26 protein-coding genes are annotated in these 22,863 nt (G+C 57.2%); 22 read left to right on the top strand and 4 right to left on the bottom strand.

From position 1 onward, the window contains the following. Nucleotides 1-49: 49 nt before the first annotated feature. From FCN51_RS16200 to FCN51_RS16190, 3 genes are all read right to left on the bottom strand, one after another. The gene (locus FCN51_RS16200; RefSeq protein ID WP_160256352.1) at nt 50-1,015 is read right to left on the bottom strand and encodes an exonuclease/endonuclease/phosphatase family protein; all 966 of its coding nucleotides are present in this window, start codon (nt 1,013-1,015) and stop codon (nt 50-52) included. Then, nucleotides 948-1,634, bottom strand: coding sequence for a carbonic anhydrase (locus FCN51_RS16195; RefSeq protein ID WP_003622524.1), 687 nt, complete (start codon nt 1,632-1,634; stop codon nt 948-950). The genes FCN51_RS16200 and FCN51_RS16195 overlap by 68 nt, the downstream gene beginning before the upstream one ends. A 157-nt stretch (nt 1,635-1,791) precedes the next feature. After that, nucleotides 1,792-2,415, bottom strand: coding sequence for a LabA-like NYN domain-containing protein (locus FCN51_RS16190; RefSeq protein WP_160256351.1), 624 nt, complete (start codon nt 2,413-2,415; stop codon nt 1,792-1,794). A gap of 155 nt (nt 2,416-2,570) precedes the next feature. On the opposite strand from FCN51_RS16190, the gene folK reads away from it, so the two are divergent. The 20 genes from folK to gloA all read left to right on the top strand — a co-directional run bounded on the left by folK (nt 2,571) and on the right by gloA (nt 21,737). Further along, a complete protein-coding gene (folK, locus tag FCN51_RS16185) occupies nt 2,571-3,083 on the top strand; it encodes a 2-amino-4-hydroxy-6-hydroxymethyldihydropteridine diphosphokinase (RefSeq protein ID WP_160256350.1) in 513 nt (170 codons plus the stop codon). Nucleotides 3,084-3,173: 90 nt separating this feature from the next. Next, the gene (rpoZ, locus tag FCN51_RS16180; RefSeq protein WP_003622533.1) at nt 3,174-3,545 is read left to right on the top strand and encodes a DNA-directed RNA polymerase subunit omega; all 372 of its coding nucleotides are present in this window, start codon (nt 3,174-3,176) and stop codon (nt 3,543-3,545) included. Between the two features lie 5 nt (nt 3,546-3,550). Further along, on the top strand, nt 3,551-5,923 hold the full coding sequence (locus tag FCN51_RS16175; RefSeq protein ID WP_201762594.1) for a RelA/SpoT family protein: 2,373 nt from the start codon (nt 3,551-3,553) through the stop codon (nt 5,921-5,923). Beyond that, entirely contained in the window at nt 5,920-6,327 is a 408-nt protein-coding gene (gene acpS / locus FCN51_RS16170; RefSeq protein ID WP_003622537.1) for a holo-ACP synthase, read from the top strand. Before FCN51_RS16175 ends, acpS begins: the two co-directional genes overlap by 4 nt. A gap of 88 nt (nt 6,328-6,415) precedes the next feature. Further along, on the top strand, nt 6,416-7,222 hold the full coding sequence (gene lepB / locus FCN51_RS16165; RefSeq protein ID WP_003622540.1) for a signal peptidase I: 807 nt from the start codon (nt 6,416-6,418) through the stop codon (nt 7,220-7,222). Between the two features lie 14 nt (nt 7,223-7,236). After that, nucleotides 7,237-7,953 carry a ribonuclease III gene (gene rnc, locus FCN51_RS16160; RefSeq protein WP_003622542.1) on the top strand — a complete coding sequence of 239 codons (717 nt, stop codon included), beginning with the start codon at nt 7,237-7,239 and terminating at the stop codon, nt 7,951-7,953. A 6-nt stretch (nt 7,954-7,959) separates the two neighbouring features. Next, nucleotides 7,960-8,862, top strand: a complete 903-nt coding sequence (gene era / locus FCN51_RS16155) for a GTPase Era (protein ID WP_003622545.1) — start codon at nt 7,960-7,962, stop codon at nt 8,860-8,862. A 113-nt stretch (nt 8,863-8,975) separates the two neighbouring features. Further along, entirely contained in the window at nt 8,976-9,713 is a 738-nt protein-coding gene (pyrH, locus tag FCN51_RS16150) for a UMP kinase (RefSeq protein WP_003622547.1), read from the top strand. Between the two features lie 148 nt (nt 9,714-9,861). Further along, nucleotides 9,862-10,383, top strand: coding sequence for a ribosome recycling factor (gene frr, locus FCN51_RS16145; protein WP_044583078.1), 522 nt, complete (start codon nt 9,862-9,864; stop codon nt 10,381-10,383). Nucleotides 10,384-10,445: 62 nt separating this feature from the next. Next, nucleotides 10,446-11,186, top strand: a complete 741-nt coding sequence (uppS, locus tag FCN51_RS16140; RefSeq protein ID WP_003629090.1) for a polyprenyl diphosphate synthase — start codon at nt 10,446-10,448, stop codon at nt 11,184-11,186. Next, on the top strand, nt 11,183-12,019 hold the full coding sequence (locus FCN51_RS16135; RefSeq protein ID WP_160256348.1) for a phosphatidate cytidylyltransferase: 837 nt from the start codon (nt 11,183-11,185) through the stop codon (nt 12,017-12,019). Before uppS ends, FCN51_RS16135 begins: the two co-directional genes overlap by 4 nt. Nucleotides 12,020-12,094: 75 nt before the next feature. Then, nucleotides 12,095-13,252 (top strand): 1-deoxy-D-xylulose-5-phosphate reductoisomerase, encoded by a 1,158-nt coding sequence (dxr, locus tag FCN51_RS16130; RefSeq protein ID WP_160256347.1) that lies wholly within the window; start codon nt 12,095-12,097, stop codon nt 13,250-13,252. A 31-nt stretch (nt 13,253-13,283) separates the two neighbouring features. Further along, a complete protein-coding gene (rseP, locus tag FCN51_RS16125; RefSeq protein ID WP_012812623.1) occupies nt 13,284-14,396 on the top strand; it encodes an RIP metalloprotease RseP in 1,113 nt (370 codons plus the stop codon). A gap of 85 nt (nt 14,397-14,481) precedes the next feature. Continuing rightward, on the top strand, nt 14,482-16,986 hold the full coding sequence (gene bamA, locus FCN51_RS16120; protein ID WP_012812624.1) for an outer membrane protein assembly factor BamA: 2,505 nt from the start codon (nt 14,482-14,484) through the stop codon (nt 16,984-16,986). Between the two features lie 4 nt (nt 16,987-16,990). Continuing rightward, on the top strand, nt 16,991-17,863 hold the full coding sequence (locus FCN51_RS16115) for an OmpH family outer membrane protein (protein ID WP_160257145.1): 873 nt from the start codon (nt 16,991-16,993) through the stop codon (nt 17,861-17,863). A 2-nt stretch (nt 17,864-17,865) separates the two neighbouring features. Beyond that, on the top strand, nt 17,866-18,951 hold the full coding sequence (lpxD, locus tag FCN51_RS16110; protein WP_003629099.1) for a UDP-3-O-(3-hydroxymyristoyl)glucosamine N-acyltransferase: 1,086 nt from the start codon (nt 17,866-17,868) through the stop codon (nt 18,949-18,951). A gap of 95 nt (nt 18,952-19,046) precedes the next feature. Further along, nucleotides 19,047-19,475 (top strand): 3-hydroxyacyl-ACP dehydratase FabZ, encoded by a 429-nt coding sequence (gene fabZ / locus FCN51_RS16105; protein WP_414144931.1) that lies wholly within the window; start codon nt 19,047-19,049, stop codon nt 19,473-19,475. A gap of 133 nt (nt 19,476-19,608) precedes the next feature. Beyond that, nucleotides 19,609-20,466: an acyl-ACP--UDP-N-acetylglucosamine O-acyltransferase gene (gene lpxA / locus FCN51_RS16100; RefSeq protein ID WP_003622565.1), complete on the top strand. Its 858-nt coding sequence runs from the start codon at nt 19,609-19,611 to the stop codon at nt 20,464-20,466. After that, nucleotides 20,463-21,320, top strand: coding sequence for an LpxI family protein (locus FCN51_RS16095; protein ID WP_160256346.1), 858 nt, complete (start codon nt 20,463-20,465; stop codon nt 21,318-21,320). The genes lpxA and FCN51_RS16095 overlap by 4 nt, the downstream gene beginning before the upstream one ends. A gap of 24 nt (nt 21,321-21,344) precedes the next feature. After that, complete coding sequence (gene gloA, locus FCN51_RS16090) at nt 21,345-21,737, top strand: lactoylglutathione lyase (RefSeq protein ID WP_003622570.1); 393 nt, start codon at nt 21,345-21,347, stop codon at nt 21,735-21,737. A gap of 7 nt (nt 21,738-21,744) precedes the next feature. On the opposite strand, the gene FCN51_RS16085 is transcribed toward gloA, so the two are convergent. Then, on the bottom strand, nt 21,745-22,173 hold the full coding sequence (locus tag FCN51_RS16085) for a hypothetical protein (protein WP_201762593.1): 429 nt from the start codon (nt 22,171-22,173) through the stop codon (nt 21,745-21,747). A gap of 121 nt (nt 22,174-22,294) precedes the next feature. On the opposite strand from FCN51_RS16085, the gene rpmH reads away from it, so the two are divergent. Together rpmH and rnpA are read left to right on the top strand one after the other, a co-directional pair. After that, nucleotides 22,295-22,429, top strand: coding sequence for a 50S ribosomal protein L34 (gene rpmH, locus FCN51_RS16080; RefSeq protein ID WP_003622574.1), 135 nt, complete (start codon nt 22,295-22,297; stop codon nt 22,427-22,429). A 23-nt stretch (nt 22,430-22,452) separates the two neighbouring features. Further along, nucleotides 22,453-22,833 carry a ribonuclease P protein component gene (rnpA, locus tag FCN51_RS16075; RefSeq protein ID WP_003629106.1) on the top strand — a complete coding sequence of 127 codons (381 nt, stop codon included), beginning with the start codon at nt 22,453-22,455 and terminating at the stop codon, nt 22,831-22,833. Nucleotides 22,834-22,863: the final 30 nt, after the last annotated feature.

The following is a 22,863-nucleotide window of genomic DNA, read 5'->3' as shown; positions in this document are numbered from 1 at the left end:
AGGCTGCTGCATCCTTTGGGTGCGGCAGCTTTTTTTGTTTTGGGGCGTGCTAAGGCTGTGGCGGCTGATTGGTGGATGGCAGGCGTAGTGAGATGGAAACGGGGCAGTGATCGGAAAGGTTTTGCCCGGTTTCCTCCGCCAAAGGTATCACGCGTAAGGAGTTAGGGACTTTCCATGCCCGTGCGGCCCCACCCAGAATAATGTGGTCTATAAAATAGCTGCCACCTTGGCATGGGCTTGCCATGCCAGCGGTTGCCAGATCCAGCGGTGCAATGCGTAACAGCGTAAGAAATAGCGGATCATGCACCGTAAGGTGGCGGTTAAAATCTCCCATAATGGCGAAGGCTTCATGGTGTTGGGTGCGGTCGGCCACCCAATCATCCAGTGCGGCAAATTGCTGCCAAAGGGTTGTGCAGGCAGGGCGGGAAGCATGGGGCAGGTTATCTGGGCATCCGGCTTTAAGATGCACAACCAGAATACGCAGGGCCTGCCCATTCTGGTGCAGCGTAATATCCAGCCCACTGCGTAAGTGATGGTGCGTGGCCGGGGCTGTTGCGTAGGCATCCAGCGCCGTAACATCCGGGTTTTGTTCAAACGGAATATCTGCCCGCACAGCCAACGCCGTATGCTGCAATATATGGTCTTGGCTGATAGCAAGGCGATAATGCGCGAATGGAAAAAGCTGCCCGGCACTGGCGGGGCTTTCTACTTCCTGCAAGGCCACAACATCGCCGTGCAAATGGGCGGCATAGCTGGCAAGGGTGGAAATATCGGCAGAGGTACGATGGGGAATATCTGGCGGTGCTTGTGCGTAACTGGGATGTACCGGATCAAGCAGCCAGTCTAAATTCCATGTGCTGAGTTTAAGTGTGTCTGCTGCGGTTGCCGAAGTAAAACTCAGGCAACACGCAACCAGAACAAGTGCAGAGAAGAAGAACGAAGGGCCTTTAGGCGGCTTTTTCTTCCATCTGTGTAATAACAGTTTTAATGGGCAGGCTTTTACGTGTTTGTTCATCCAGCACCGTAATTTCACCGGTGCCGATATCATAAAACCACCCTTGCAGGAACAGCGTGCCCTTTGCCAGACCAGCGGCCACGGCAGGGTGCGTACGCAAATGGGCCAACTGCAACAGCACGTTCTGTTCTGCAACAGAGCGCACGGTGGCGGGGCCAACATCTTCGCCCGTAAAGGTGTGCAGCGTGGCCGCGCGAGCGGCTTCTGCATTGCGCAGCCATTTGCGCACGGTTGGCATTTTATCCAGCCCGTTCTTTTCTGGTTCCAGCAGGGCCTTCATGGCACCGCAATCAGAATGGCCGCACACAATAATGGTGGAAACCCCAAGGCCCAGAACAGCATATTCCACTGCGGAGGACACACCACCCAGCATTTCACCATATGCGGGCACAAGGTTGCCAATGTTGCGCAGAATAAACAGATCACCCGGCCCTGTCTGGGTAATCAGGTTGGGGTTAATGCGGCTATCTGCACATGCAATAAACAGAGCTTCTGGTGCTTGCCCTTTTGCCAGACTGGCAAACAGTTCTTTCTTGGCAGGGAAAATTTCGGTGTTGAAGTGCTCAACGCCACGCAGCAGGGAAAGAAGGCTGCTTCTGGCTTCAGAACATGAGGGCATATAAAAACTCCGGCAAATTACTATGTCGGTTCACCCTTGTAACAAAAGGGCTTCAACAATGGTGACGGTTAAATAACGGCAAGACAACTTGAGAGTTTTGCACGCAGATGAAAAAAAATGCCACCCTCTGTTGGAAGGTGGCATTTGCATGGTGCGCTTAGCTTAGCGGATCATCTTCATCCGGTTCGCTCATCTGGTCTGCCGGGTGGCGCACGGGTGGGGCATTGGTGCGCACGGGGCGGGGGTTTTCTGTTTGCCTACGGGTAAAGTTGCCAGCCAGAGCGGAAAGTTCCAGAAACTGGTCAGCCTGCCTGCGCAAATCATCCCCAATCAACGGCGGGGTGGAGCGCATGGAGGAAACAACGGAAACCCGCGTGCCCTGCCGCTGCACGGCTTCCACCACGCGGCGGAAATCGGAATCGCCGCTGAACAGAATGGCGTGGTCGATATGCGGGGCCATTTCCATCATGTCCACGGCAATTTCTATGGCCATATTGCCTTTTACGCGGCGCTTGCCGGTGGAATCGGTAAATTCGCGCGCAGGTTTGGTGACAAGAAAATACCCGTTATAGGAAAGCCAGTCCGTAAGGGGCTTAAGCGGGGAGTAATCTTCCGTATCCAAAATGGCAGCGTAATAATAAGCGCGGATGATGTGTGTTTTTGCTGCAAAGAAATCCAACAGCTTTTTATAGTCTACATCAAAACCAAGGCTGCGGGATGTAGAATAAAGGCTGGAGCCATCAATGAAAAGGCAGGTCTTTTCGGTTTTCTGAAGGTTCATAGTGGGTTTCCTCTAAATACTTTGGGGTGCTGTTTTGGGCATTATTATGAAATGGTCTGAGGTCTTTTCGGTTCTGCTAGAAAGAATGGTAAGATCATCGGATAACGATATCCATCAAATGTGGCAGAATTAGCTGCGGGAGCGGGTTTATAACGATGTCGGAAATGAATACCAGATTAGTGCTGATAGCGATAGGTGCGAATCTTCCGCATTTGCGATTAAGCGCGCGCCAGACATGTGAACAAGCCGTGCAGGCCTTGAAAAACCTACCCCAATTGGAGGTTGAGGCTGTTTCTCGCTGGTATGAAAGTGCACCTGTGCCACCATCTGGGCAGCCTCCTTATGTGAATGGGGTTGTGCGTTGCCGCACCACGCTGGAGCCTCTGGCCCTGCTTGATGCGCTTCAAGGGGTGGAAACGCGGTTGGGGCGTGTACGTTCCGTGCCAAATGCAGCGCGCACGCTTGATTTGGATATTATTTCAATAGACAATATACAGCTAAATACAGAGCGACTTATATTGCCGCACCCCCGCGCAACCCAGCGCGCTTTTGTGCTGTACCCCCTGCACGATGTTGCGCCGGAATGGAAAGACCCCACAACCGGCAAGGGGCTGGATACCCTGCTTAAAGGCGTTGCAGGGCAGGAAATACAGCCCGCAAAGGAATAAACTCTTTCGTAGGCGGGGCGGATGCGGTAATATACTCTTTCTGTTCCTGTAAGCATCTATAAGCTGAAACTTGTCTGGAGGCTCTCCGCAATGGCCCGCGTCACCGTTGAAGACTGTGTGGAAAAGGTCCCGAACCGTTTTGAACTGGTGGTCTATGCCGCACAGCGCGCCCGCAATATCTCCCGCGGGGAAGAGCTGACAGTTGATCGGGATAACGATAAAAACCCCGTTGTTGCTCTGCGTGAAATTGCAGACGAAACCGTCTCTCTGCCCGCTCTGCGCAATGATCTGATCCGCTCTCAGGCCCGTGAACCCGAGCCCGAACCCGTGGAAGAAGAAGTGCAGGATCTGGTTCCCACCGAGCAGAACATCTTTGGCTTGCAGGAAGTTTCTGCAGAAGAAGAAGCTGCTGATGATGTGCGGGCTATTGAAGCTGCACTTACCGGTCGCGCACGTCGGTAATTCGGGTGGCGCATACGGGCGGCGATCATTCCCCTCCGGTTCCGGTTTCCGTTAAGGACTCGGGGGAGGGGATCATGCAGCCTGTTAAAACGGACGCTCCAGTAGAAGAAAACACCGCTCCGGTTCCCGCCGCAGAAAATGGCGGGCGGAGTGAGTTGAACTGTGAACGTCTGGTTAACCGGGTGCTCAGTTACGCACCCAAGGCGGATGTAGACAGCATTCGCCGCGCTTTTGCCGTGGCCTACAAGGCGCACGAAAACCAGAAGCGCGATAATGGTGATCCGTACATAACCCATCCGCTTGCCGTGGCCATGATTCTGGCCCGCTTCCGGCTGGATGTGCAGTCCATCTGCACTGCTTTGCTGCACGACACCATAGAAGATACCGGCGTTACCTACGATACGCTCAAGGCGCAGTTTGGCCCCACAGTGGCCGATCTGGTAGATGGTGTTACCAAACTTACCCGGCTGGAGCTGCAATCAGACCGCACCAAGCAGGCGGAAAACTTCCGCAAGCTTGTGCTTGCCATGTCCAAGGACATCCGCGTTCTGCTGGTCAAGCTGGCAGACCGTTTGCACAACATGCGCACCCTGCATTTTGTGGAACGGCAGGACCGGCGGCAGCGCATTGCGCGTGAAACGCTGGATATCTATGCGCCGCTGGCCGAGCGCATTGGTATGGACCGCGTTAAGACAGAGTTGCAGAACCTGTCCTTCGCGCAGCTTGAGCCAGAAGCCGATGCCACCATCCGCACACGCCTGAACTATCTGCGCGGGCAGGGTGCGGATGTTATTGAAGAAGTGCGGCGTGAACTGCTGCGCCTGTGCCATGCAGCCGGGCTGAAAAATGTTCAGGTTTCGGGGCGCGAGAAATCTCCCTATTCTATCTGGGAGAAAATGCAGCGCCGCAATGTGGCGTTCGAGCAGCTTTCAGACATCATGGCTTTCCGTGTGATCGTGGATACGCGGGAGGATTGCTACATGGCGCTGGGCGCCGTGCACGCGGCCTACCCCATGATAGCGGGGCGGTTTAAGGATTATATCTCCACCCCCAAAGCCAACGGATATCAGAGCCTCCATACGGGGGTGACGCTACGCTCCCCCCGCAACCAGAAGATTGAAGTGCAGATCCGCACGCAGGATATGCACGATGTGGCAGAAAACGGTGTGGCCGCGCACTGGGCCTACAAGGAAGGCTCCGGCACGGAAGAGGGCGGCTATGGCGGCCTGCGTCGCCCCCGCTGGGTGCAGGATCTGCTGGAAATTCTGGAAGCCTCATCCGCCCCGGATGAGTTTTTGGAAAACACCAAGCTTGAACTGTATCAGGATCAGGTTTTCTGCTTCACGCCCAAGGGTCAGCTTATTTCCCTACCACGTGGGGCCACTCCGGTAGATTTTGCCTACGCCGTGCACAGCCATGTGGGTGATACCTGTGTGGGGGCCAAAATCAATGGTCGCCTGATGCCCTTGCGGCATGAGCTGGAAAACGGCGATCAGGTTGAAATCATGACGGCCCGTGGCGGCGCGCCTTCTCCTTCGTGGGAAAGGTTTGTTGTTACCGGCAAGGCGCGCGCACGTATCCGCCGTTATGTGGCACAGCAGCAGCGTCAGGTCTCGCTGGATGGTGGGCGCGCCGCACTGGCTAAAGCCTTCCGTCAGGAAGGTGTGGATGGCTCTGAAAAGATTCTGGAAACCACGCTTAAGCCGCTCAAACAAAGCTCGCTGACAGATCTGTATGTGGCCGTGGGCGCGGGTAATCTGGCCGCGCGGGACGTGGTGCATACAGCGTACCCCGAACTCAAGCGCGTGCAGCGTGTGCCGCGTATGCTCTCTGGCCTGCCGGGCGTGCTGGGTACTGCGGGGCCGCGTGCGCGTGGGGCAGGTGGTGGCTCTGGTCGCCGCTCTTCCAACGCTGCTGTGCCGCTGGTGGGGCTGGGTGCCGGTGTGGCCGTGCATTACGCCGCATGCTGTCATCCCCTACCGGGGGACAGAATTGTGGGCGTGGTGGCTACAGGCCGTGGTGTGACCATTCACACCCGCACCTGCCAGACGCTGGAAAGTTTTTCCGCAACGCCAGAGCGCTTTTTGGATGTGGATTGGGATTACGATGCCATGGCCCGCTCTGGCGGCGCCGGGCAGATGCGGGTTGGCCGTATCAGCATTGTGGCGGAAAACGAGGCCGCCGTGCTGGCCAACATCACCAACTCCATTTCCAAATCCGATGCAGCAATGGTGAACCTCAAAATCGTGCATCGCCAGCTTGATTTCACAGAAATTCTTGTGGATGTGGAAGTGCGCGATCTGCGCCATCTCTCCTCGGTTATCGCTAGCCTACGCGCGGCTCCCGGCATTACGCAGGCAGACAGGGTGAAATCATGACACTGATTTCCGCCGGAGTGGATCTGTGCGATATGCGGCGGATTGCTCAGGCCCTGGAACGGTTTGGAGATCGGTTTACGCAGCGCGTGTTTACCCAGCAGGAACGCGCAAAGGCAGAAAGCAGATCCGGCCAGGCACGCATTGGGGCCTATGCCAAACGCTGGGCCGCGAAAGAGGCCTGCGCAAAAGCATTGGGCACCGGCTTTGCGCAAGGGGTGGCGCATAGCCAGATAGGCGTGCATAACCTGCCATCCGGCCAGCCAACATTGGTGCTTACCGGGGCGGCCGCACAAAAACTGGCGCAGCTTATGCCCCCCGGCACTGTGCCCCATATTGTGCTGAGCATGACGGATGAGCCCCCATACGCGCTGGCACAGGTGCTGGTATCAGCCCGCAAGGCATGAACACCTGCCTTGACATCCAGCGCCCTGCACGGCTTGATCCGCCGGATTTTTCTTTTTTACTGAACCGCAGGAACGGGCGAGACAGCGTATGAGCACACCGGAACATCCTCCCACCACCGGGGCAAGCAAGCCCGAAAAGGGCGGAAATACCGTGCTGGACTCCCTGCGCACCATCATAACGGTGGTGCTGGTGGTGACAGTGGTGCGCACCTTCCTGTTTGAATCTTTTGTGATCCCATCGGGCTCCATGATCCCAACCCTACAGGTGGGGGATTACATCTGGGTGTCCAAATTCAGCTACGGGTATTCCAAATATTCCTTCCCGTTCTCACCCAACCTGTTTGAAGGGCGTGTTTTTGGGGCGGAACCGCATCGGGGTGATGTAGCTGTTTTCCGCTACACCAAAGATACATCGGTTGATTACATCAAGCGCATTGTGGGCCTGCCGGGAGACCACATTCAGGTCACCAACGGCCATCTGATCCTGAACGGGCAGGAAGTGCCGTGCCTGAACCCCCATAACTACACCACGCGGGATGAAACGCAGGTGGATATGGAAGGCGAAGCCTGCACCGAGCAACTGCCCGGCAGCGCCAACGGCACGGTGGTGAAGCACGATATCCTTAAGCTGACGGATGAAGGCCCGCAGAACAACACGCCTGAATATGTTGTGCCGCCGGGTTACTTCTTTGCTATGGGTGATAATCGGGATGACAGCGCCGATAGCCGCTTTATGGGTGATGGCCCCAAGGATCTGGGCTTTGTGCCCATGGAAAATCTGGTAGGCCGGGCGCAGCGTATCTTCTTCTCGGTTCAGTCTTCCCATCCGTTCTGGCAGGTCTGGTACTGGCCGGCTGAAATCCGCTGGGCGCGTATTCTGCGGGGCGTATCGTGAGAAAACCAAACAACATGTCCGATGCCGCACGTTTCCGGCTGGAAGAGCTGGAAGTGCGCTTGGGCTATCGCTTTGTTAATCCTGATCTGTTGCAGGAGGCGCTTACGCATCGTTCCGCCGCGCACCAGAAGGCAGGCGGGCGCAAGCGGCAGAAAGCCAAGGGCGCAGGCTCTAACGAGCGGCTGGAATTTATAGGTGACCGCGTTCTGGGTCTGCTGATGGCTGAATGGCTGCTAGAGCGCTTCCCCAACGAGCAGGAAGGCGCGCTGGGTTCTCGGCTGGCGCATCTGGTCTCTCGCGTGTCCTTGGCAGAAATTGCGGATAGGCTGGATCTGCCGCAGTCTCTTACCGTTGCCGCGCATGAAGCCCGCGCTGGTGTGCAAACGGCCGCCAACGTAGTGGCCGATGCGCTGGAAGCCGTGCTTGGTGCGGTTTTTCTGGATGGCGGGCTGGAGCCTGCACGCCAGATGGTGCGGGACTGGTGGAAATCTGCGCTGGATGCACAGGCGCATCCGCCCAAGGACCCTAAAACCGCATTGCAGGAATGGGTGCTTGGCCGTGGGCAAAGTCTGCCTGTGTATGAAACAATAGGGGCAGATGGCCCCTCTCACGCACCGCTGTTTGTGGTGCGCGTTACAGCGGGTGGCCTGTTTGGTGAAGGCCGGGCAGGCAGCAAACGTGCTGCGGAAAGTGCCGCCGCCGCTGATTTACTAGAAAAACTGGAGGGGTAGCCCAGCATGGCTGACGATACCACGCGCTGCGGTTTTGCTGCCCTTGTGGGGGCGCCAAACGCAGGCAAATCAACACTTCTTAACCGCATGGCCGGGGCCAAGTTGTCCATCGTTTCTCCCAAGGCGCAAACCACGCGCTTTCGGGTTCTGGGCATTCTTATGCGCGGGCATAGCCAGATTTTGCTGGTGGACACGCCGGGAATTTTCCGCCCCCGCCGCAAGCTGGACCGCGCCATGGTGGCTGCGGCTTGGACGGGTGCCGAAGATGCAGACATCACGCTGCTGCTGGTAGATGCTCGCAGCGGGCTGACAGAAGCGGTGCAGACCATTATCGAGCGTCTGGCAGAAACCAAGCGCAAGGTCTGGCTGGTGCTGAACAAGACCGATCTTGTGCCTGCCACAGCCCTGCTGCCGCTTACGGCTTCCATTACGGAAAAGCTGCCCGTTGAGCATGTGTTCATGGTAAGCGCACGCACCGGCAATGGTGTGGAAGACTTGCTGGATAAGCTGGCCGCAAGCCTGCCCGAAGGTCCGTATCTGTACCCTGAAGATGATCTGACAGACCTGCCAGATCGGCTTTTAGCTGCCGAACTGGTGCGTGAGCAGATTTTTATGCAAACGCATGAGGAAGTGCCCTACAGCGCCACGGTGGAAACCGAAAGCTATAAGGAACGGCCAGATGGATCTGTGCGCATAGATGCCACCATCTATGTCTCCCGCGCGGGGCACAAAGCTATTCTGATCGGCAATGGCGGGCAAAAAATTCGCCAGATTGGGGAACGCGCACGCAAGCAGCTTTCCAGCCTACTGGAACGCCCCTGCCACCTGTTTCTGAACGTAAAGGAACGCGGTGGATGGGATGAGGAGCGCGCGCGTTTGCGTGCCATTGGTCTGGACGACGTACCATAAACTACCGCATGGGCGCTTGTGGCCGTGGGCCATGAAGGATAAGAGGGGGCGATCTCGCCGTATCTGCATACGGTGTGGGATCTGTGTGGGACTTTCTGCAAGATCGAGGGCCAATGACTGCTTCTGTAGGCGAAAAGCCAAGCCGTAAACGCGTGTTGCTCAAGGTGTCGGGGGAAGCCCTGATGGGGAATGGCGCCTTCGGAGTGGATCAGCAGACGGTAGAACGCATTGCCCATGATATTGGCGAAGTGGTGCGTTCCGGCACGGAAGTGTGCCTTGTTGTGGGGGGTGGCAACATCTTCCGCGGGCTGGCGGCAGCCGCCAAGGGCATGGACCGTGCGCAGGGTGATTACGCCGGTATGCTGGCCACCGTTATTAACGCACTGTTGCTGCAAAACGCGCTGGAGCGCGAGCAGATTGCAACGCGGGTGATGTCCGCCATCCATATGTCCTCCATTGCGGAGCCATATATCCGCCGCCGCGCCGTGCGGCACATGGAAAAAGGGCGTGTGGTTATTTTTGCCGCAGGCACAGGCAACCCGTTCTTTACCACGGATACGGCCGCCGCCCTGCGTGCTGCGGAAATGGAATGCGACATGCTGCTGAAAGGCACGCAGGTAGATGGCGTGTATTCCGCAGACCCTAAAAAAGATCCTTCCGCCAAGCGCTATGAAGAGCTGACATACATGGACGTGCTGGCCAACCAGCTAAACGTGATGGATGCCGCCGCCATTAGCCTTGCGCGTGAAAACCGTCTGCCTATCATTGTTTTCAATATTGGCGCGGAAGGGGCCTTCCCGCGTGTGATGCGCAATGAAGGACCTTTCACACGGATTATCGAAGCCGCCTGAAAAGCGCCGCATCATTCTGGCACGCCTATGCCACCAGAATGACCGACAAACTGAACGGGGCATGTAAGGCCATGCCCTGCTGTAGGATGCAACGGGAGAAAACACCGTGTCTGACTTGAATGCTCTGCTGGATGACCTGAAGCGCCGTATGGATGGCGCGCTGGATAGCCTGCGCCGTGATTTTTCCGGCCTGCGCTCTGGCCGCGCAAGCCCGGCTTTGCTGGAACCTGTGCGGGTGGAAGCCTATGGCGGTGAAGTGCCGCTTACACAGGTTGGCTCCATTGCTGTACCAGAAGCCCGTATGATTACCGTGCAGGTGTGGGACCGTGCACTGGCTGGCGCCGTAGAACGCGCTATCCGTGATTCCGGTCTGGGCCTGAACCCGGCGGGTGAAGGCCAGACCATTCGTGTGCCCATTCCGCAGCTGACGGAAGAACGCCGTAACGAGCTGGCAAAAGCTGCCGCCCGTTATGCAGAAGGCGGCAAAGTGGCCGTGCGTGGCGTGCGCCGTGATGGCATGGACAAAGCCAAGGGCTTTGAAAAGAAAGGTGAAATCAGCCAGGATGATGTTAAAACCTGGTCTGACGCCATTCAGAAACTGACCGACCAGTATGTGAAAAAAATTGATGACATGCTGGCCGATAAAGACAAGGAAATCAAACAGGTCTGAGGCAGTATTGGTGCTTCTTCGGATGTGTTTGTGCACGTTAATGGGGTGGAACCCTGCCTGTTATGTCCACGCGGCTAACTGATAAAAAACCGGCAATTCCAACCCATGTTGCTGTCATCATGGATGGAAACGGGCGCTGGGCGCGCGAACGCGGCCTGCCGCGCCTTGCCGGGCACAGGGCAGGGGCGGAAGCCGTGGCCCGTTGCGTGCGCGCAGCCATGCAGCGTGGTGTGGCGTATCTAACGCTGTATGCGTTTTCATCAGAAAACTGGGCGCGCGGGCAGGAGGAGGTTTCAGACCTCACCGGCCTTTTGCGGTATTACCTGCGCCACAAGGTACGGGAACTGCATAAGGAAGGCGTGCGCCTACGCTTTATTGGTGATCTGGCCCGTTTTGATGACAGCTTGCGGGAAGAACTGGCGCAGGCCGAATCCTTAACCCGCGGCAATAGCAAGCTCACGCTTATTCTGGCGCTCTCTTACGGTGGGCGGCTGGATATCGTGCAGGCTGCGCAGCGTTTGGCGCAGGAGGCCAAGGATGGCCGCATTGCGCCAGAACAGATTACAGAAAGCGTATTCACCAACTTTCTCTGGACCAGCGGCGTGCCAGACCCCGATGTGGTGGTGCGCACCAGTGGTGAATGCCGGCTTTCCAACTTTCTACTGTGGCAGAGCGCGTATGCCGAACTGGTGTTTCTGAACGTGTTCTGGCCCGATTTTAACGAACGACATTTTGCGATGGTGCTAGACCAGTACGCCCAACGAGAGCGGCGCTTTGGCGCCCGCCCGCAAGGCCCGGCATGAGCACGAACGCGCAGGATACCTCGGCTTGGCGTGATCTGCGCCCACGGCTGATGTCTGCCGCCGTATTGGTGGCTGTGGCTGGCACGTGCATCGGCTTGGGCGGCTTGGCGTATGATGCCCTTATTCTGGGTATGATGGGCGGCATGGCGGTAGAGGCCGCAGCCCTGTTTGGGCTTTCCGTTAAAAGCTGGCGCGGCGTGCTGTATCTGCTGTGGGCCGTGTGCGCGGGGCTTTCTGCGGCTACTGGGCATTGGGCCTATTTTAGCGTTTTCTGCATCAGCTCTCTGGTGTTTGGTGCCCCGCTTTGTGCCATTATGTGCGTGATTATTCTGGCAGGCACCGCGCTGTTGTGGCTCCGGCAGGGTAGCTTCTGGCCCGTTCTGTTTGTGATTGCCGTTGTGGTGGCCAGCGATAGTTCGGCCTACGTGGCTGGGCGTATTTTTGGTGGCCCCAAACTGGCACCGCGTATCTCTCCGGGTAAAACACGTTCCGGCGCTGTTGGCGGCTTGGTTGGCGCTGTGGCAACCGGCGGTATTGTTGCCACACTTTCCGGCTTAGGTGGCGTGGGTTCCGCACTGGTGTGGGGTGGCATTTTGGGTATTTCCGCTCAAGCGGGGGATCTGGCCGAAAGCGCGATGAAGCGTGCCTTGGGCGTGAAAGATTCGGGCAAGCTGCTGCCGGGGCATGGTGGGCTGCTGGATCGGTTTGATGGACTGGTGGTGGCTGCACCTGTGGCTGCACTGGTTTCTGTATGTGCGGGAGCTTCCATGCCGTTTTGGGCAGTGGGCGCACGCACCATTTTAAGGGCTCTGGCAGGCCATCTGCCGGGGTAGGGCCAATAGGTGGTGTGGCCGCCTGTTGGGCGGTCTACCGCCGTTTGTATTTTCAGGTTTGGAAAGACGTTAAGCATGAGAACCGTAACCGTTCTGGGCAGCACAGGCAGCATTGGCTGTTCAACCGTAGATCTGCTGGAGCAGGCGCGAGACCAGTTTCGGGTACGGGCGCTTGTGGGGGGCAAAAATGCTGCCAAATTGGCAGAGCAGGCCCGCAGCTTAAAGGCAGAACTGGCCGTTCTGGCGGATGAAAGCGCGTTTGAAGAACTGAAAACCCTGCTGGTAGGCAGCGGCACGGAAGTAGCCTGTGGCCGTCAGGCGGTTATTGATGCCGCAGCCCTTCCGGCAGATTGGACAATGGCTGCCATTACGGGTGCTGCGGGGCTAGAGCCTACGCTGGCAGCGGTTAAAAACGGCAAAAGCATTGCGCTGGCCAACAAGGAAGCCTTGGTGTGCGCCGGTGATGTGATGCTACGTGCCGTAAAGGAAGCGGGTGCCACGCTGCTGCCTGTGGATTCTGAGCACAACGCTGTTTTTCAGGCTATGGCCGATCGGCAGATTGATCAGGTTGAAAAAATTATTCTCACCGCATCGGGTGGGCCGTTCCGCACCTCCACGCTGGAAGAAATGCGCGTGGCCACCCGTGCGCAGGCGCTCAAGCATCCAACATGGAGCATGGGGGCCAAAATCAGCATCGATTCTGCCAGCATGTTCAACAAGGGGCTGGAAGTTATTGAGGCCGCCCGTATTTTTAACCTGCCGGAAAACAAGATTGATGTGCTGGTGCATCCGCAATCTGTGGTGCACGGCATGGTGCAGTACACAGATGGCAGCCTGATTGCTCAGATGGGCTCTGCCGATATGCGTATCCCCATTGCCCACACACTCACATGGCCCAAGCGTATGGCCACCACGTCTCCGCGTTTGGATCTGGCAGCTTTTGGCAAGCTGGAATTCTATGCGCCGGATGAAGTGCGCTTTCCCGCGCTGCGCCTTGCGCGTGAGGCTCTGCGTAAGGGTGGGGCAGCATCTGCCATTCTTTCTGCTGCCAATGAAATTGCGGTTGATGCCTTCCTGCATGAACAGATCGGCTTTTTGGATATCTCCCGCATTGTGGAAGAGGTGATGGTGGCCCTTGGCGCACCGCCAGCAGATACGCTGGATGCCGTGCTGCATTGGGATGCCGAGGCACGCCGTGCCGCACAGCGCCTGATTCCCGTCCACGCGGCTTGAGAAAACGCAGCCCCCAGCCGATATCGGAAGAATGATGATACACGATTACCTGCGTACACTGCTTTCCTTCGTTTTCGTGCTGGGTGTGTTGGTGAGCTTTCACGAACTTGGCCACTATCTGGCGGCCAAGTGGCGCGGCGTGCATGTGGAGGTGTTCTCGCTCGGGTTTGGCCCGGCCCTGTTCCGCTGGCGCGATAAATCTGGCACGGAATGGCGTGTCTGCCCCATCCCCTTGGGTGGTTACGTACGCCCCCACGGGTTTGAAGACCCCGAAGACGCCACGCCAGAGCAAAAAGCGGCGTGGATTAAGGGCCGCACCTTCCACGATAAATCGGTTTTCTCCCGCGCCATCGTTATTCTGGCGGGGCCGATTTTTAACTTCATTCTGGCCTTTGTGCTGTTTGCGCTGCTGTTTGCCACAACGGGCCAGCCGCATGTGCGTGATCAGATTGCAACCGTCATGCCAAATGGCGCGGCGGCTGTGGCTGGCGTGCAACAGGGCGATGTCATTCAGCGTATCGGCAGCCACGATGTAACGGGTGTGGAGGATATTCAGGCCACCATTTCCACACAGGCTGGCGCACAAACCACGCTGACCGTCAAACGCGGCGAACAGAGCGTGACGTTGCCGATCACCATCGGCAAGGCCCCGGATTCGACTCCTCAAAAACCGCATGGCCAGCTTGGCATTATTTTTGCCACGGAAGTGGGCAAGCCACTGCCATTTCCGCAGGCTGTGGTGGCGGGCGTAAAAGCCACGTGGAACGCCAGCGTGCAAACGCTGGATGGCGTGTGGCAGATTCTCTCTGGCCAGCATACAGCCAAAGATTTGGGCGGTCCGCTCAAGATTGCGCAACTTTCCGGGCAGGTGGCGCAGTATGGGTTTGCCAGCCTGTTGTCCTTTATGGCGCTGCTTTCTGTTAACCTTGGGCTGATTAATCTCTTCCCCGTGCCGCTTCTTGATGGTGGACGTCTGGTTTTTTATGCCATAGAGGCAATAAGAGGCCGCCCGGTTTCCAAGCGGGTGCAAGAGATCAGTTTTCAGGTTGGATTTGCATTGCTTGCAGGCCTGTTCCTGTTCTCCACGTTCAATGACCTTTCAGGTTTTGGCCTGTTCAGGTGGATTGCTTCGCTTGTAGGATGAATGACGGCGGGAACAGGAAGGGAAGTGCTTGCGTGACAGGGGTGATTTCGGATACCTCCCGTTGCGGGCGGAATGAGAACGGAAGATGGGCTTTCGTACGAAAAGCGACCCGGATGGAAGGAAGCAGATCTTGACGGGTAAGCGTTCAGCCCTGTTCGTTTCTGTCTGTGTGCTACCTTTTGTGATGGTGGATGGCAGACAGGCATCCGCCGCATCAACAGAAGGTACAAGTGCTGCCGCACCAGCGGCAGTGGTGGCGCCATCCCGCGCTATACATGCGCGCACGCCGCGCATTTCCGAATCCACATCATCTGTTGCGCCTACGGGCGGATATATTGAAGATATCCGGGTATCGGGTAACACCCGTATCGAAACCAACACCGTGCTGTCCTACATGGTTGCACGTGTGGGGGACCCGTTCAGCCAGGATGATCTGGACCGTTCGCTCAAGACCCTTTACGCCACCGGCCTGTTCAAGGACGTAACGCTGCGGCGTGATGGCAACATCCTTCTGGTGCGCCTGAAGGAAAATCCCATCGTCAACCGTATCGTGTTCGAGGGGAACCACGCGGCCAAGGATGAAGACCTGCGCAAGGTGCTGGCGCTGCGCCCGCGTGCGGTGTTCTCGGCCGAAACCACGGCGGATGACCGCCAGCGCATTCTGGAAGTGTATGCCCAGAAGGCCCGCTTTGCGGCTGTGGTCACACCCCAGATTATCAAGCTGGCCCATAACCGTGTGGATGTGGTTTTCCAGATTAACGAAGGGCCGCAGACACTCATCAGCAAGATCGCGTTTGTGGGCAACAAGGCTTACAGCGAATCCAGTCTGGCGGGTGTTGTTTCCTCGAAGGAAACAGCCTGGTACCACTTCCTGTCCTCATCCGATGAGTACAACCCCGAACGTATTAAATACGATGCGGAATTGCTGCGCCGGTTTTACCTGCGCAACGGGTTTGTGGATTTTCAGATCAAGGACGTAAAAGGCGAGCTCTCGCCGGATCGGAAGTCTTTCTACGTCACCTTCACCATGGATGAAGGTGTGCGCTACCGTTTGGGTAAGGTGGATATCCGCTCCAGCTTGCGCCATGTGCCGGCTAAATCTCTGCGTAAGTATGTCGAGCTGTTCCCGCACCAGTGGTACGATGGCAAGGCCGTGCAGGATAACGCCACGGATATGGAGGAAATCCTTCAGGCCGAAGGGCATCCGTTTGCGCAGGTACGCCCCACCATTGCCCGCAATCCGGAAAAGCGGATTGTAAACCTGCTGTTTGATGTGAGCGAAGGCCCGCGCCATTACGTTGAGCGTATTGACGTGAACGGCAACACCATCACGCAGGATAACGTGGTGCGCCGCCAGTTGCCGTTTGCTGAGGGTGACCCCTACACAACCAGCTACAAGAAATACGCCAAGGAAGCGGTGCAGGATCTGGGCTTCTTCAAGAGTGTGGATGTATCCACCTCTCAAGGCTCTGCGCCTGATCGCACCAACGTGGCTGTTAACGTGGTGGAAAAACCCACTGGCGAATTCTCGCTGGGTGGTGGTTACTCCACCGACGTGGGCGTGATCGGTAACGTCGGGCTGAAACAGCACAACCTGCTGGGCACCGGGGTTGATGCCGGGTTCTCCGGCACGGTTTCGCAGTGGCAGAAGCAGGCAGATATCTCCATCACCAACCCGGCATTCATGGGGCGCAACCTTGTTGCCGGTGCGGATATCTTCTTTGTTGAAAACAACTACCAGACCTATCAGAACTATTCTGAAGGCCGCTACGGTATCACCCTGCGTATGGGGTATTCGTACAACCGCTATCTGTCCCAGTCCTGGAACTACAGCCTGATCCGCCGTTGGGTGGGTGATACGTGGGATCAGTCCTCCTACTACGTGCTGGACCAGAAGGGTAAGTCTCTGCTCTCGCAGATCGGCACAACCCTTATGTATGATACGCGTGATAACCGCATGGCGCCGCATAGTGGGTACTATGTGTCTGTGGGTGGTGACTTTGCCGGTATTGGCGGCGATGAAAAATACGTCCGCGGTAAGGTTAACGGTGCGTATTATGTGCCGTTGGATGATATCACCAACAGCCATAGCTGGACGTTCATGGTGCGCGGTGGTGCCGGGTACATGGCTGACTGGGGCAATGGCCGCCACGATATTATCGATAACTTCTATCTGGGTGGTAACAACCTGCGCGGCTTCCTGGATGGTGGTGCAGGCCCGCGTAGTGTGGGTATCCTGAACCATTCATCCGAAGATCTGTTGGGTGGGCGCTTTATGTATAACGCTTCCGCCCAGCTTAACTTCCCTATTCCGTTCCTGTCTGACATGGGTATTGGCGGACGTGCGTTTGTGGATACCGGGAGTGTCGCTGGTTTGCGTGTGAAGCGCCTTTATACAAGCAAGGCGAATGATGGTATCTATTACACGCCCATCAGCGGTGATACGTTGCGCCCACGTGTAAGTGCTGGTGCTGGTTTTTCATGGAAAAGTCCGTTTGGTCTGCTGAACATCGATCTGGGTGTGCCCGTTATGCGGAGCCATAATGACCGCACGCAGCTCCTTCGCTTTGGCTTCGGCCAGCAATTCTGAGGTAATGATGCGTTTTTCCACCAGAACTGCCCTGCTGGGGGCTGTTGTCCTGTCTTTCTCATCCGCACTTGTGCCATCTGCACAGGCGCAGAGTGGGGGCGGGTGGTTTGTGCCCAAAACCCAGCAGCCTGCCGCGCAGGCTCCGGCACAGCATCCGGCTGCGGCTCGTCGCGCCCCGGCTCCGGTGCAGTTGCCCGCACCGCCGGCTGATAGCCAGGAAGCAGATCAGGCTCCGCCCGTACTGCCGCTGCCGCCTATTCCATCTGCGCCAGAAGTTGCCAAGGAAGCTCCTCCACCCACAACCGTTATTGGTGTGATCAGCGTTGGTGGCGTTATGCGTCAGTCTTCCGCAGCTATGCAGGTTGAGCGCACTCTGGGTGGTCGCCGTGATGAACTGGCGCAGGATCTCCAGAAGGAACAGGCTGGTTGGCGTGATGAGCAGCAGAAGCTGCAGGCACAGGCCAAGTCTCTGACATCCGAACAGATCCAGACGCGTGAACGCAGCCTTCAGGCCCGCGTGATGAAAGCCCAGCGTGATTTCCGTAACCGCAACCGCATCATTCAGGAAGCGGCGCAGGTTTCTCTGGGCCAGATCGAACGTGAACTGGTGCAGGTTATCCAGAAAGTGGCCGCTGCACATGGCATGAACCTTGTTCTGCACAGCGAACAGGTGGCCCTGCATGTTGATGGGCAGGATATCACCAACGAAGTGGCCGTGCAGCTGAACAAGATTCTGCCGTCCGTGTTCATTCCGGAAGCCAATGTTGACCCGGAAGAGCTGGCAAAATCTGGCAAGATGCCCACAACGGCTGATGCAGATCAGGGCCCGCGCACAGGCCCAGCCCCAGTGGTGGCACCGGCAGCCGGGCAGCAGTAATCGTGGCTGAGGGTACAACATTTTCCGGGCCGGCAGACCCGCGCTTTTTCACCCGTGCGGGGCCGTTTGACGCGGCCACGCTGGCTGAAACCGCAGGGGCGGAACTGGTGCTGCCCAAAGCTGGCGCAGTGCCAGAAGAAGGCTTTGTGGGTATTGCGCCTTTGCAGGCCGCAGGCCCGCGTGATGTCAGCTTTCTGGATAACCGTCGGTATGCTCCTTTGCTGGAGCAAACCAAGGCTGGGCTGGTTATTGTTGCACCCGCTTTTGCAGATAAGGTGCCTGCCGGATGTGCCGCACTGGTAACGGCTGCGCCCTATCTGGCGTGGTCTCGCGTTGCACGGTTGTTTCATCCGCGGGTACCAGCGCGTGCAGGTGTGCATCCTTCTGCATGTATTGACCCCACAGCCAGCATAGACCCCACGGCAGAAATTGGGCCGTTTGTGGTGGTTGGAGCCAAGGCGGAAATTGGGCCGGGCTGTATTATTGGCTCCCACGCAGTGGTGGGTGATGGTGTGCAGCTTGCGCAGGATTGCCGTATTGGCAGCCATGTCACGCTTTCTCATGCCGTGTTGGGTGAGCGGGTTATTATTCTGCCCGGTTCACGCATTGGGCAGGATGGGTTCGGTTTTGCGGTTGGCCCGCAGGGGTTTGAAACCGTGCCACAGCTTGGCCGCGTGGTGCTGGAAAACGATGTAGAGATTGGTGCCAACAGCACAATTGACCGTGGTTCGGTGAATGATACGGTTATTGGTGCAGGATCACGTCTCGACAATCTGGTGCAGATCGGTCACAACGCCCGTCTGGGGCGGTGTTGTATTGTGGTTTCGCAGGCCGGAATCTCTGGCTCCACCGTGCTGGAAGACTATGTAACGATTGCCGCGCAGGCTGGCCTTATCGGCCATATCCGCATTGGCGCAAAGGCGCGTATTGGCGCGCAATGTGGCGTAATGTCGGATATAGAAGGCGGCGCGGATGTAATTGGCAGCCCGGCTATGCCGTTCAGGGAGTTTTTCCGGAACGTGGCGGTATTGCGCAAGCTGGCAAAAAAAGCGTCTGGATCGGCCAAGAACGGTTCGGACAAGGGATAAACTAAGGTCGGTGCTTGGTAACCGGCGCAAAGGGTGGTTTCGGGGACGTGGAGACGAAACAAGAATCGCAGCAGGACGCTCAGACGATCGACAGAATTGACGTCAACCGTATCATGCAGGCGATTCCGCACAGATATCCTTTTCTTCTGATCGACCGGATGGAAGATATCGTCCTGGGAGAAGAGGCAACAGGTATCAAGAATGTTTCGGTCAATGAACCATTCTTTCAGGGGCATTTTCCTGCACGCCCTGTTATGCCGGGTGTATTGCTGGTTGAAGCCATGGCGCAAACCGCAGCAACGCTGGTTGTGCTAACACTGGGCAAGGATTTTGAGGGCAAGCTGGTCTATTTCATGACCATTGAAGGCGCAAAGTTCCGCCGCCCGGTAGAACCGGGTGATCAGGTGCGCATTCATGTCGCCAAGGAACGCCACCGCTCCAATGTATGGAAATTCCGTGGTGAAGCCCGCGTAGAAGGCACTGTGGTGGCGGAAGCCACATTCAGCGCCATGATTATGGGTTGAGAACCCGGCCTGTTCACATCATTCTGTTAAGGCAAGTCAGGTTTGCCCCTAAACTGCCCAGATTTTTTGCAAAAGGGTAAGGTTAGGGCAGATCTGCCCGGCCAACGGTGAACGGAAATAAGGAACTGAATTGGTGCACGCTGCAGAGGAAGCCAGATCAACCGTTGTCCACCCAACGGCTCTTGTTGCTCCCGGTGCGCGGCTTGGGCAGGGGGTGGTTATCGGCCCTTGGTGTTCTGTCGGGCCAGATGTCACGATTGAAGACGGGGTTGAGCTGATCTCTCATGTGGTGGTCGATGGCCACACGCGTTTGGGGGCGGGTTCACGCTATTTTCCGTTTTGCACCGTGGGCATGGCCCCGCAGGATCTAAAGTATAAAGGTGAGCCAACCCGGTGCGAGATCGGGGCTGGCACGGTGGTGCGTGAACACGTTACCATCCATCGTGGCACGGCCACGGGTTCTGGCCTAACCAAGGTTGGCCAGAATGTGCTGATCATGGCCAACGCCCACGTGGCGCATGATTGCGTGCTGGGTGACCGCGTTATTATCGTCAATAACGTGGTGATGGGCGGGCATGTCACCATTGAGGACGATGCCCGTATTATGGGTTCTGCCGCCATCCATCAGTTTGTCCGTATCGGGCATGCTGCCCTTGTAGGCGGTGTGGCTGGGGTGGAAGCCGATGTTATTCCTTACGGCAGTGTGCTGGGTAACCGTGCACGGCTGATTGGCCTGCATTGGATCTGGCTGCGCCGCAATGGTGTGCAGTCTGATGAAATTCACCGCATGCGTAAGGCGTTCCTCACGCTGTACCCCAAAAACGGCAATGCGGAAGATCCTTTCTCCGTGCGTCTGGAACGAGTGCGTACGGAATTTGGTGATAACCCACGTGTGCGCGAAATTCTGGACTTTATAGATGCTCCAAGCCGGCGTGGCCTTGTGCGTCCCGCACGGCAGGATCTGGAGCGCGCAGAAACCGAGGGCGCGTGAGCACTCCCTCTGCTGTTGGTATTCTTGCAGGCGGTGGCCCTCTGCCGGGCAGAGTGGCAGAAGCGGCAGCCGCAGCAGGGCGGCCCGTTTTTATTCTCGGGTTTGAAGGTTTTGCCGAACCCGAAGTGATAGGCCCCTGGCCGCACGAATTTGTCCGGCTGGGAGCAGCCGGGCGTATGCTCTCCCTTTTGAAGCAACACAACTGTTCGGATCTGGTGCTTATCGGGCCAATCCGTCGGCCATCCCTGCGCAATCTGCGGCCAGATGCCGAGGGTGCGCGCATTATGGCGCGCTTGGGCCGTGCTCTGTTTGCCGGGGATGACGGCTTGCTGGGTGCGCTTGTGCGTATTCTGGGTGAGGAAGGCTTTCACATTCGTGGGGCGCATGAATTTCTTACGCAGGCTGTGGCGCAACCGGGCGTGTTGGGGCGCGTGCAGCCAGATGCGCAGGCGCAGGCCGATATTCAGCGCGGCATAACCGTGGTGCAGGCGCTGGGGCGGCTGGACATAGGGCAGGGCTGCGTGGTGCAAAATGGCGTGGTGCTGACTGTGGAAGCCATGGAAGGCACAGACCGCATGCTGGCCCGCGCAGGAGAATGCAGGCAGCCGGGTGAAGGCGGTGTTCTGGTAAAAATGCTTAAGCCGGGGCAGGAAAAACGGGCAGATATGCCCACAATAGGGCCTGTAACGGTGCAGAATGCTCATGCGGCAGGCCTGCGTGGTATTGCGTTTGAGGCCGCCCACACACTGCTGACAGACAGGCAGCGCTGTATAGAGGAAGCTGACCGGCTGGGCCTGTTTCTTCTGGCTTTTGATTCTGTTGAAGGTGCGGGAACACGCACAGCGCCTGCCTGATACTTCAAAATAAGGAGCAAACAGATGGCAAGTTTTCTGCACACCATGGTGCGAGTGCGCAATCTGGAAAAAAGTCTGGCGTTTTATAAGCTGCTAGGCATGCACGAACTCCGTCGGCGCGAGGTGCCGGAAGGGCGTTATACGCTGGTGTTTATTGGCTATGCAGATAACGCCGCCGGGCAGGCTGAAATTGAGCTGACCTATAACTGGGGCGAAGATGACGGCTATGAACTGGGCACCGGGTTTGGCCATTTTGCCGTAGGCGTGCCTAATGTGGCGGAAATGGTTGCGCGCGTGCGGGCTGGTGGTGGCAAGGTGACGCGAGAAGCCGGGCCAGTAAAATTTGGCACCACCGTGATTGCCTTTGTTGAAGACCCCGATGGCTATAAGGTCGAGCTGATCGAACGCGCTGAATAAAGGCTGTTCAGCTTTGCGGGCGCTGCTTTAAGCGTGCAGTCAGGCGGTCTAGCGAATCATTAATGGTTTTGGCGGCCTTCTGCACGTCTGGGTCGGCAAAGGTATCAAGCTGCTCTGCTGCCAGCATGGCGGGGGAGACAATTCCCCGAATATCGTGCCGCAGTTTAGAATCCGCTGTAGGGGCAGGTGCTTGAGGTGCAGCTACCGGAGCAGGTGCCGCTGCATAATGAGGCTGAAGCTTGATGCCCAGCCATGCGCCCAAAGCTGCGGCGCATATAATTGGCCCTAACGCTGCGGGGAAGGAAAGCCCCAGCACTCCGGCCAGCACAGCACCCGCTACAGGCAGGCAGAAAATAACGGCTGCGGCACGGATAGGAAAGGGCATGTTGTTCATGTTTTTCTCCATCTTGCGGGGGATTCTGCCGCAAGGCTGCATTCACGACTCTACGGTATAGATTGACGGTTCCTTATCTGAACTCTATAAGCCGCAGCTTCAAGAGGCGTGGTCTTTAACAGGCCACCGGATAACCGTATTCAAATAGTAAGGGAGTGCCGCCATGAAGCGCACTTATCAACCGTCCCGGCTGGTTCGCAAGCGTCGTCACGGGTTCCGCGCGCGTATGGCAACCGTTGGTGGCCGTAAGATCATTGGCAACCGTCGTTCCAAAGGCCGTAAGCGCCTTTCCGCGTAAGAACTGCCCGGCAGTCCGGCTTGATGGACGGGCCTGCAGCGCAGGAGCAGCCAGCGGCGGAATCTGCACGATCTCTGCGGCTTAAAAAGAGGAAGCAATTCCTCTTTCTGGCTTCTCGCGGGCGTAAAGCGCCTGTGCCGGGGCTTGTTTTGCAGCTTTTCCGGCGTCCGGATACGGATGTCGCGCGTGTAGGCTTTACGGTTACCAAAAAGGTCGGCAACTCCGTGGTGCGTAACCGCGTGCGCCGCAGGTTGCGCGAAGTTGTGCGTATTGTAGAAGCCGATACGCCGCTAAACGGTCTGGACCTTGTTCTTATAGGCCGTGGTGCCACCATAAATCGCCCATTTACGGCGCTGGTGGCTGATTTCCGTAAAGCATTAACGTTGTGCCAGCGGGATTCCTGATATCCTGCCTTGCATTCGTGTGCGTCCTGC

It is taken from the genome of Acetobacter pasteurianus, from assembly GCF_009914215.2.
Lineage (GTDB): Bacteria > Pseudomonadota > Alphaproteobacteria > Acetobacterales > Acetobacteraceae > Acetobacter > Acetobacter pasteurianus.
The sequence above is the reverse complement of the archived record's forward strand: the minus strand, read 5'-3'. Positions and strand labels throughout refer to the sequence as shown.

Coding starts and splice junctions, on each gene's coding strand:
- rpoZ (WP_003622533.1), top strand. CDS start 3,174: ATGGCCCGCGTCACCGTTGAAGACTGTGTGGAAAAGGTCCCGAACCGT.
- FCN51_RS16115 (WP_160257145.1), top strand. CDS start 16,991: ATGATGCGTTTTTCCACCAGAACTGCCCTGCTGGGGGCTGTTGTCCTG.
- rseP (WP_012812623.1), top strand. CDS start 13,284: ATGATGATACACGATTACCTGCGTACACTGCTTTCCTTCGTTTTCGTG.
- rnpA (WP_003629106.1), top strand. CDS start 22,453: ATGGACGGGCCTGCAGCGCAGGAGCAGCCAGCGGCGGAATCTGCACGA.
- FCN51_RS16085 (WP_201762593.1), bottom strand. CDS start 22,173: ATGCAGCCTTGCGGCAGAATCCCCCGCAAGATGGAGAAAAACATGAAC.
- frr (WP_044583078.1), top strand. CDS start 9,862: ATGGATGGCGCGCTGGATAGCCTGCGCCGTGATTTTTCCGGCCTGCGC.
- rnc (WP_003622542.1), top strand. CDS start 7,237: ATGTCCGATGCCGCACGTTTCCGGCTGGAAGAGCTGGAAGTGCGCTTG.
- FCN51_RS16200 (WP_160256352.1), bottom strand. CDS start 1,015: ATGAACAAACACGTAAAAGCCTGCCCATTAAAACTGTTATTACACAGA.
- FCN51_RS16195 (WP_003622524.1), bottom strand. CDS start 1,634: ATGCCCTCATGTTCTGAAGCCAGAAGCAGCCTTCTTTCCCTGCTGCGT.
- pyrH (WP_003622547.1), top strand. CDS start 8,976: ATGACTGCTTCTGTAGGCGAAAAGCCAAGCCGTAAACGCGTGTTGCTC.
- acpS (WP_003622537.1), top strand. CDS start 5,920: ATGACACTGATTTCCGCCGGAGTGGATCTGTGCGATATGCGGCGGATT.
- dxr (WP_160256347.1), top strand. CDS start 12,095: ATGAGAACCGTAACCGTTCTGGGCAGCACAGGCAGCATTGGCTGTTCA.
- uppS (WP_003629090.1), top strand. CDS start 10,446: ATGTCCACGCGGCTAACTGATAAAAAACCGGCAATTCCAACCCATGTT.
- FCN51_RS16135 (WP_160256348.1), top strand. CDS start 11,183: ATGAGCACGAACGCGCAGGATACCTCGGCTTGGCGTGATCTGCGCCCA.
- rpmH (WP_003622574.1), top strand. CDS start 22,295: ATGAAGCGCACTTATCAACCGTCCCGGCTGGTTCGCAAGCGTCGTCAC.
- bamA (WP_012812624.1), top strand. CDS start 14,482: ATGGGCTTTCGTACGAAAAGCGACCCGGATGGAAGGAAGCAGATCTTG.
- era (WP_003622545.1), top strand. CDS start 7,960: ATGGCTGACGATACCACGCGCTGCGGTTTTGCTGCCCTTGTGGGGGCG.
- gloA (WP_003622570.1), top strand. CDS start 21,345: ATGGCAAGTTTTCTGCACACCATGGTGCGAGTGCGCAATCTGGAAAAA.
- FCN51_RS16190 (WP_160256351.1), bottom strand. CDS start 2,415: ATGAACCTTCAGAAAACCGAAAAGACCTGCCTTTTCATTGATGGCTCC.
- folK (WP_160256350.1), top strand. CDS start 2,571: ATGTCGGAAATGAATACCAGATTAGTGCTGATAGCGATAGGTGCGAAT.
- lepB (WP_003622540.1), top strand. CDS start 6,416: ATGAGCACACCGGAACATCCTCCCACCACCGGGGCAAGCAAGCCCGAA.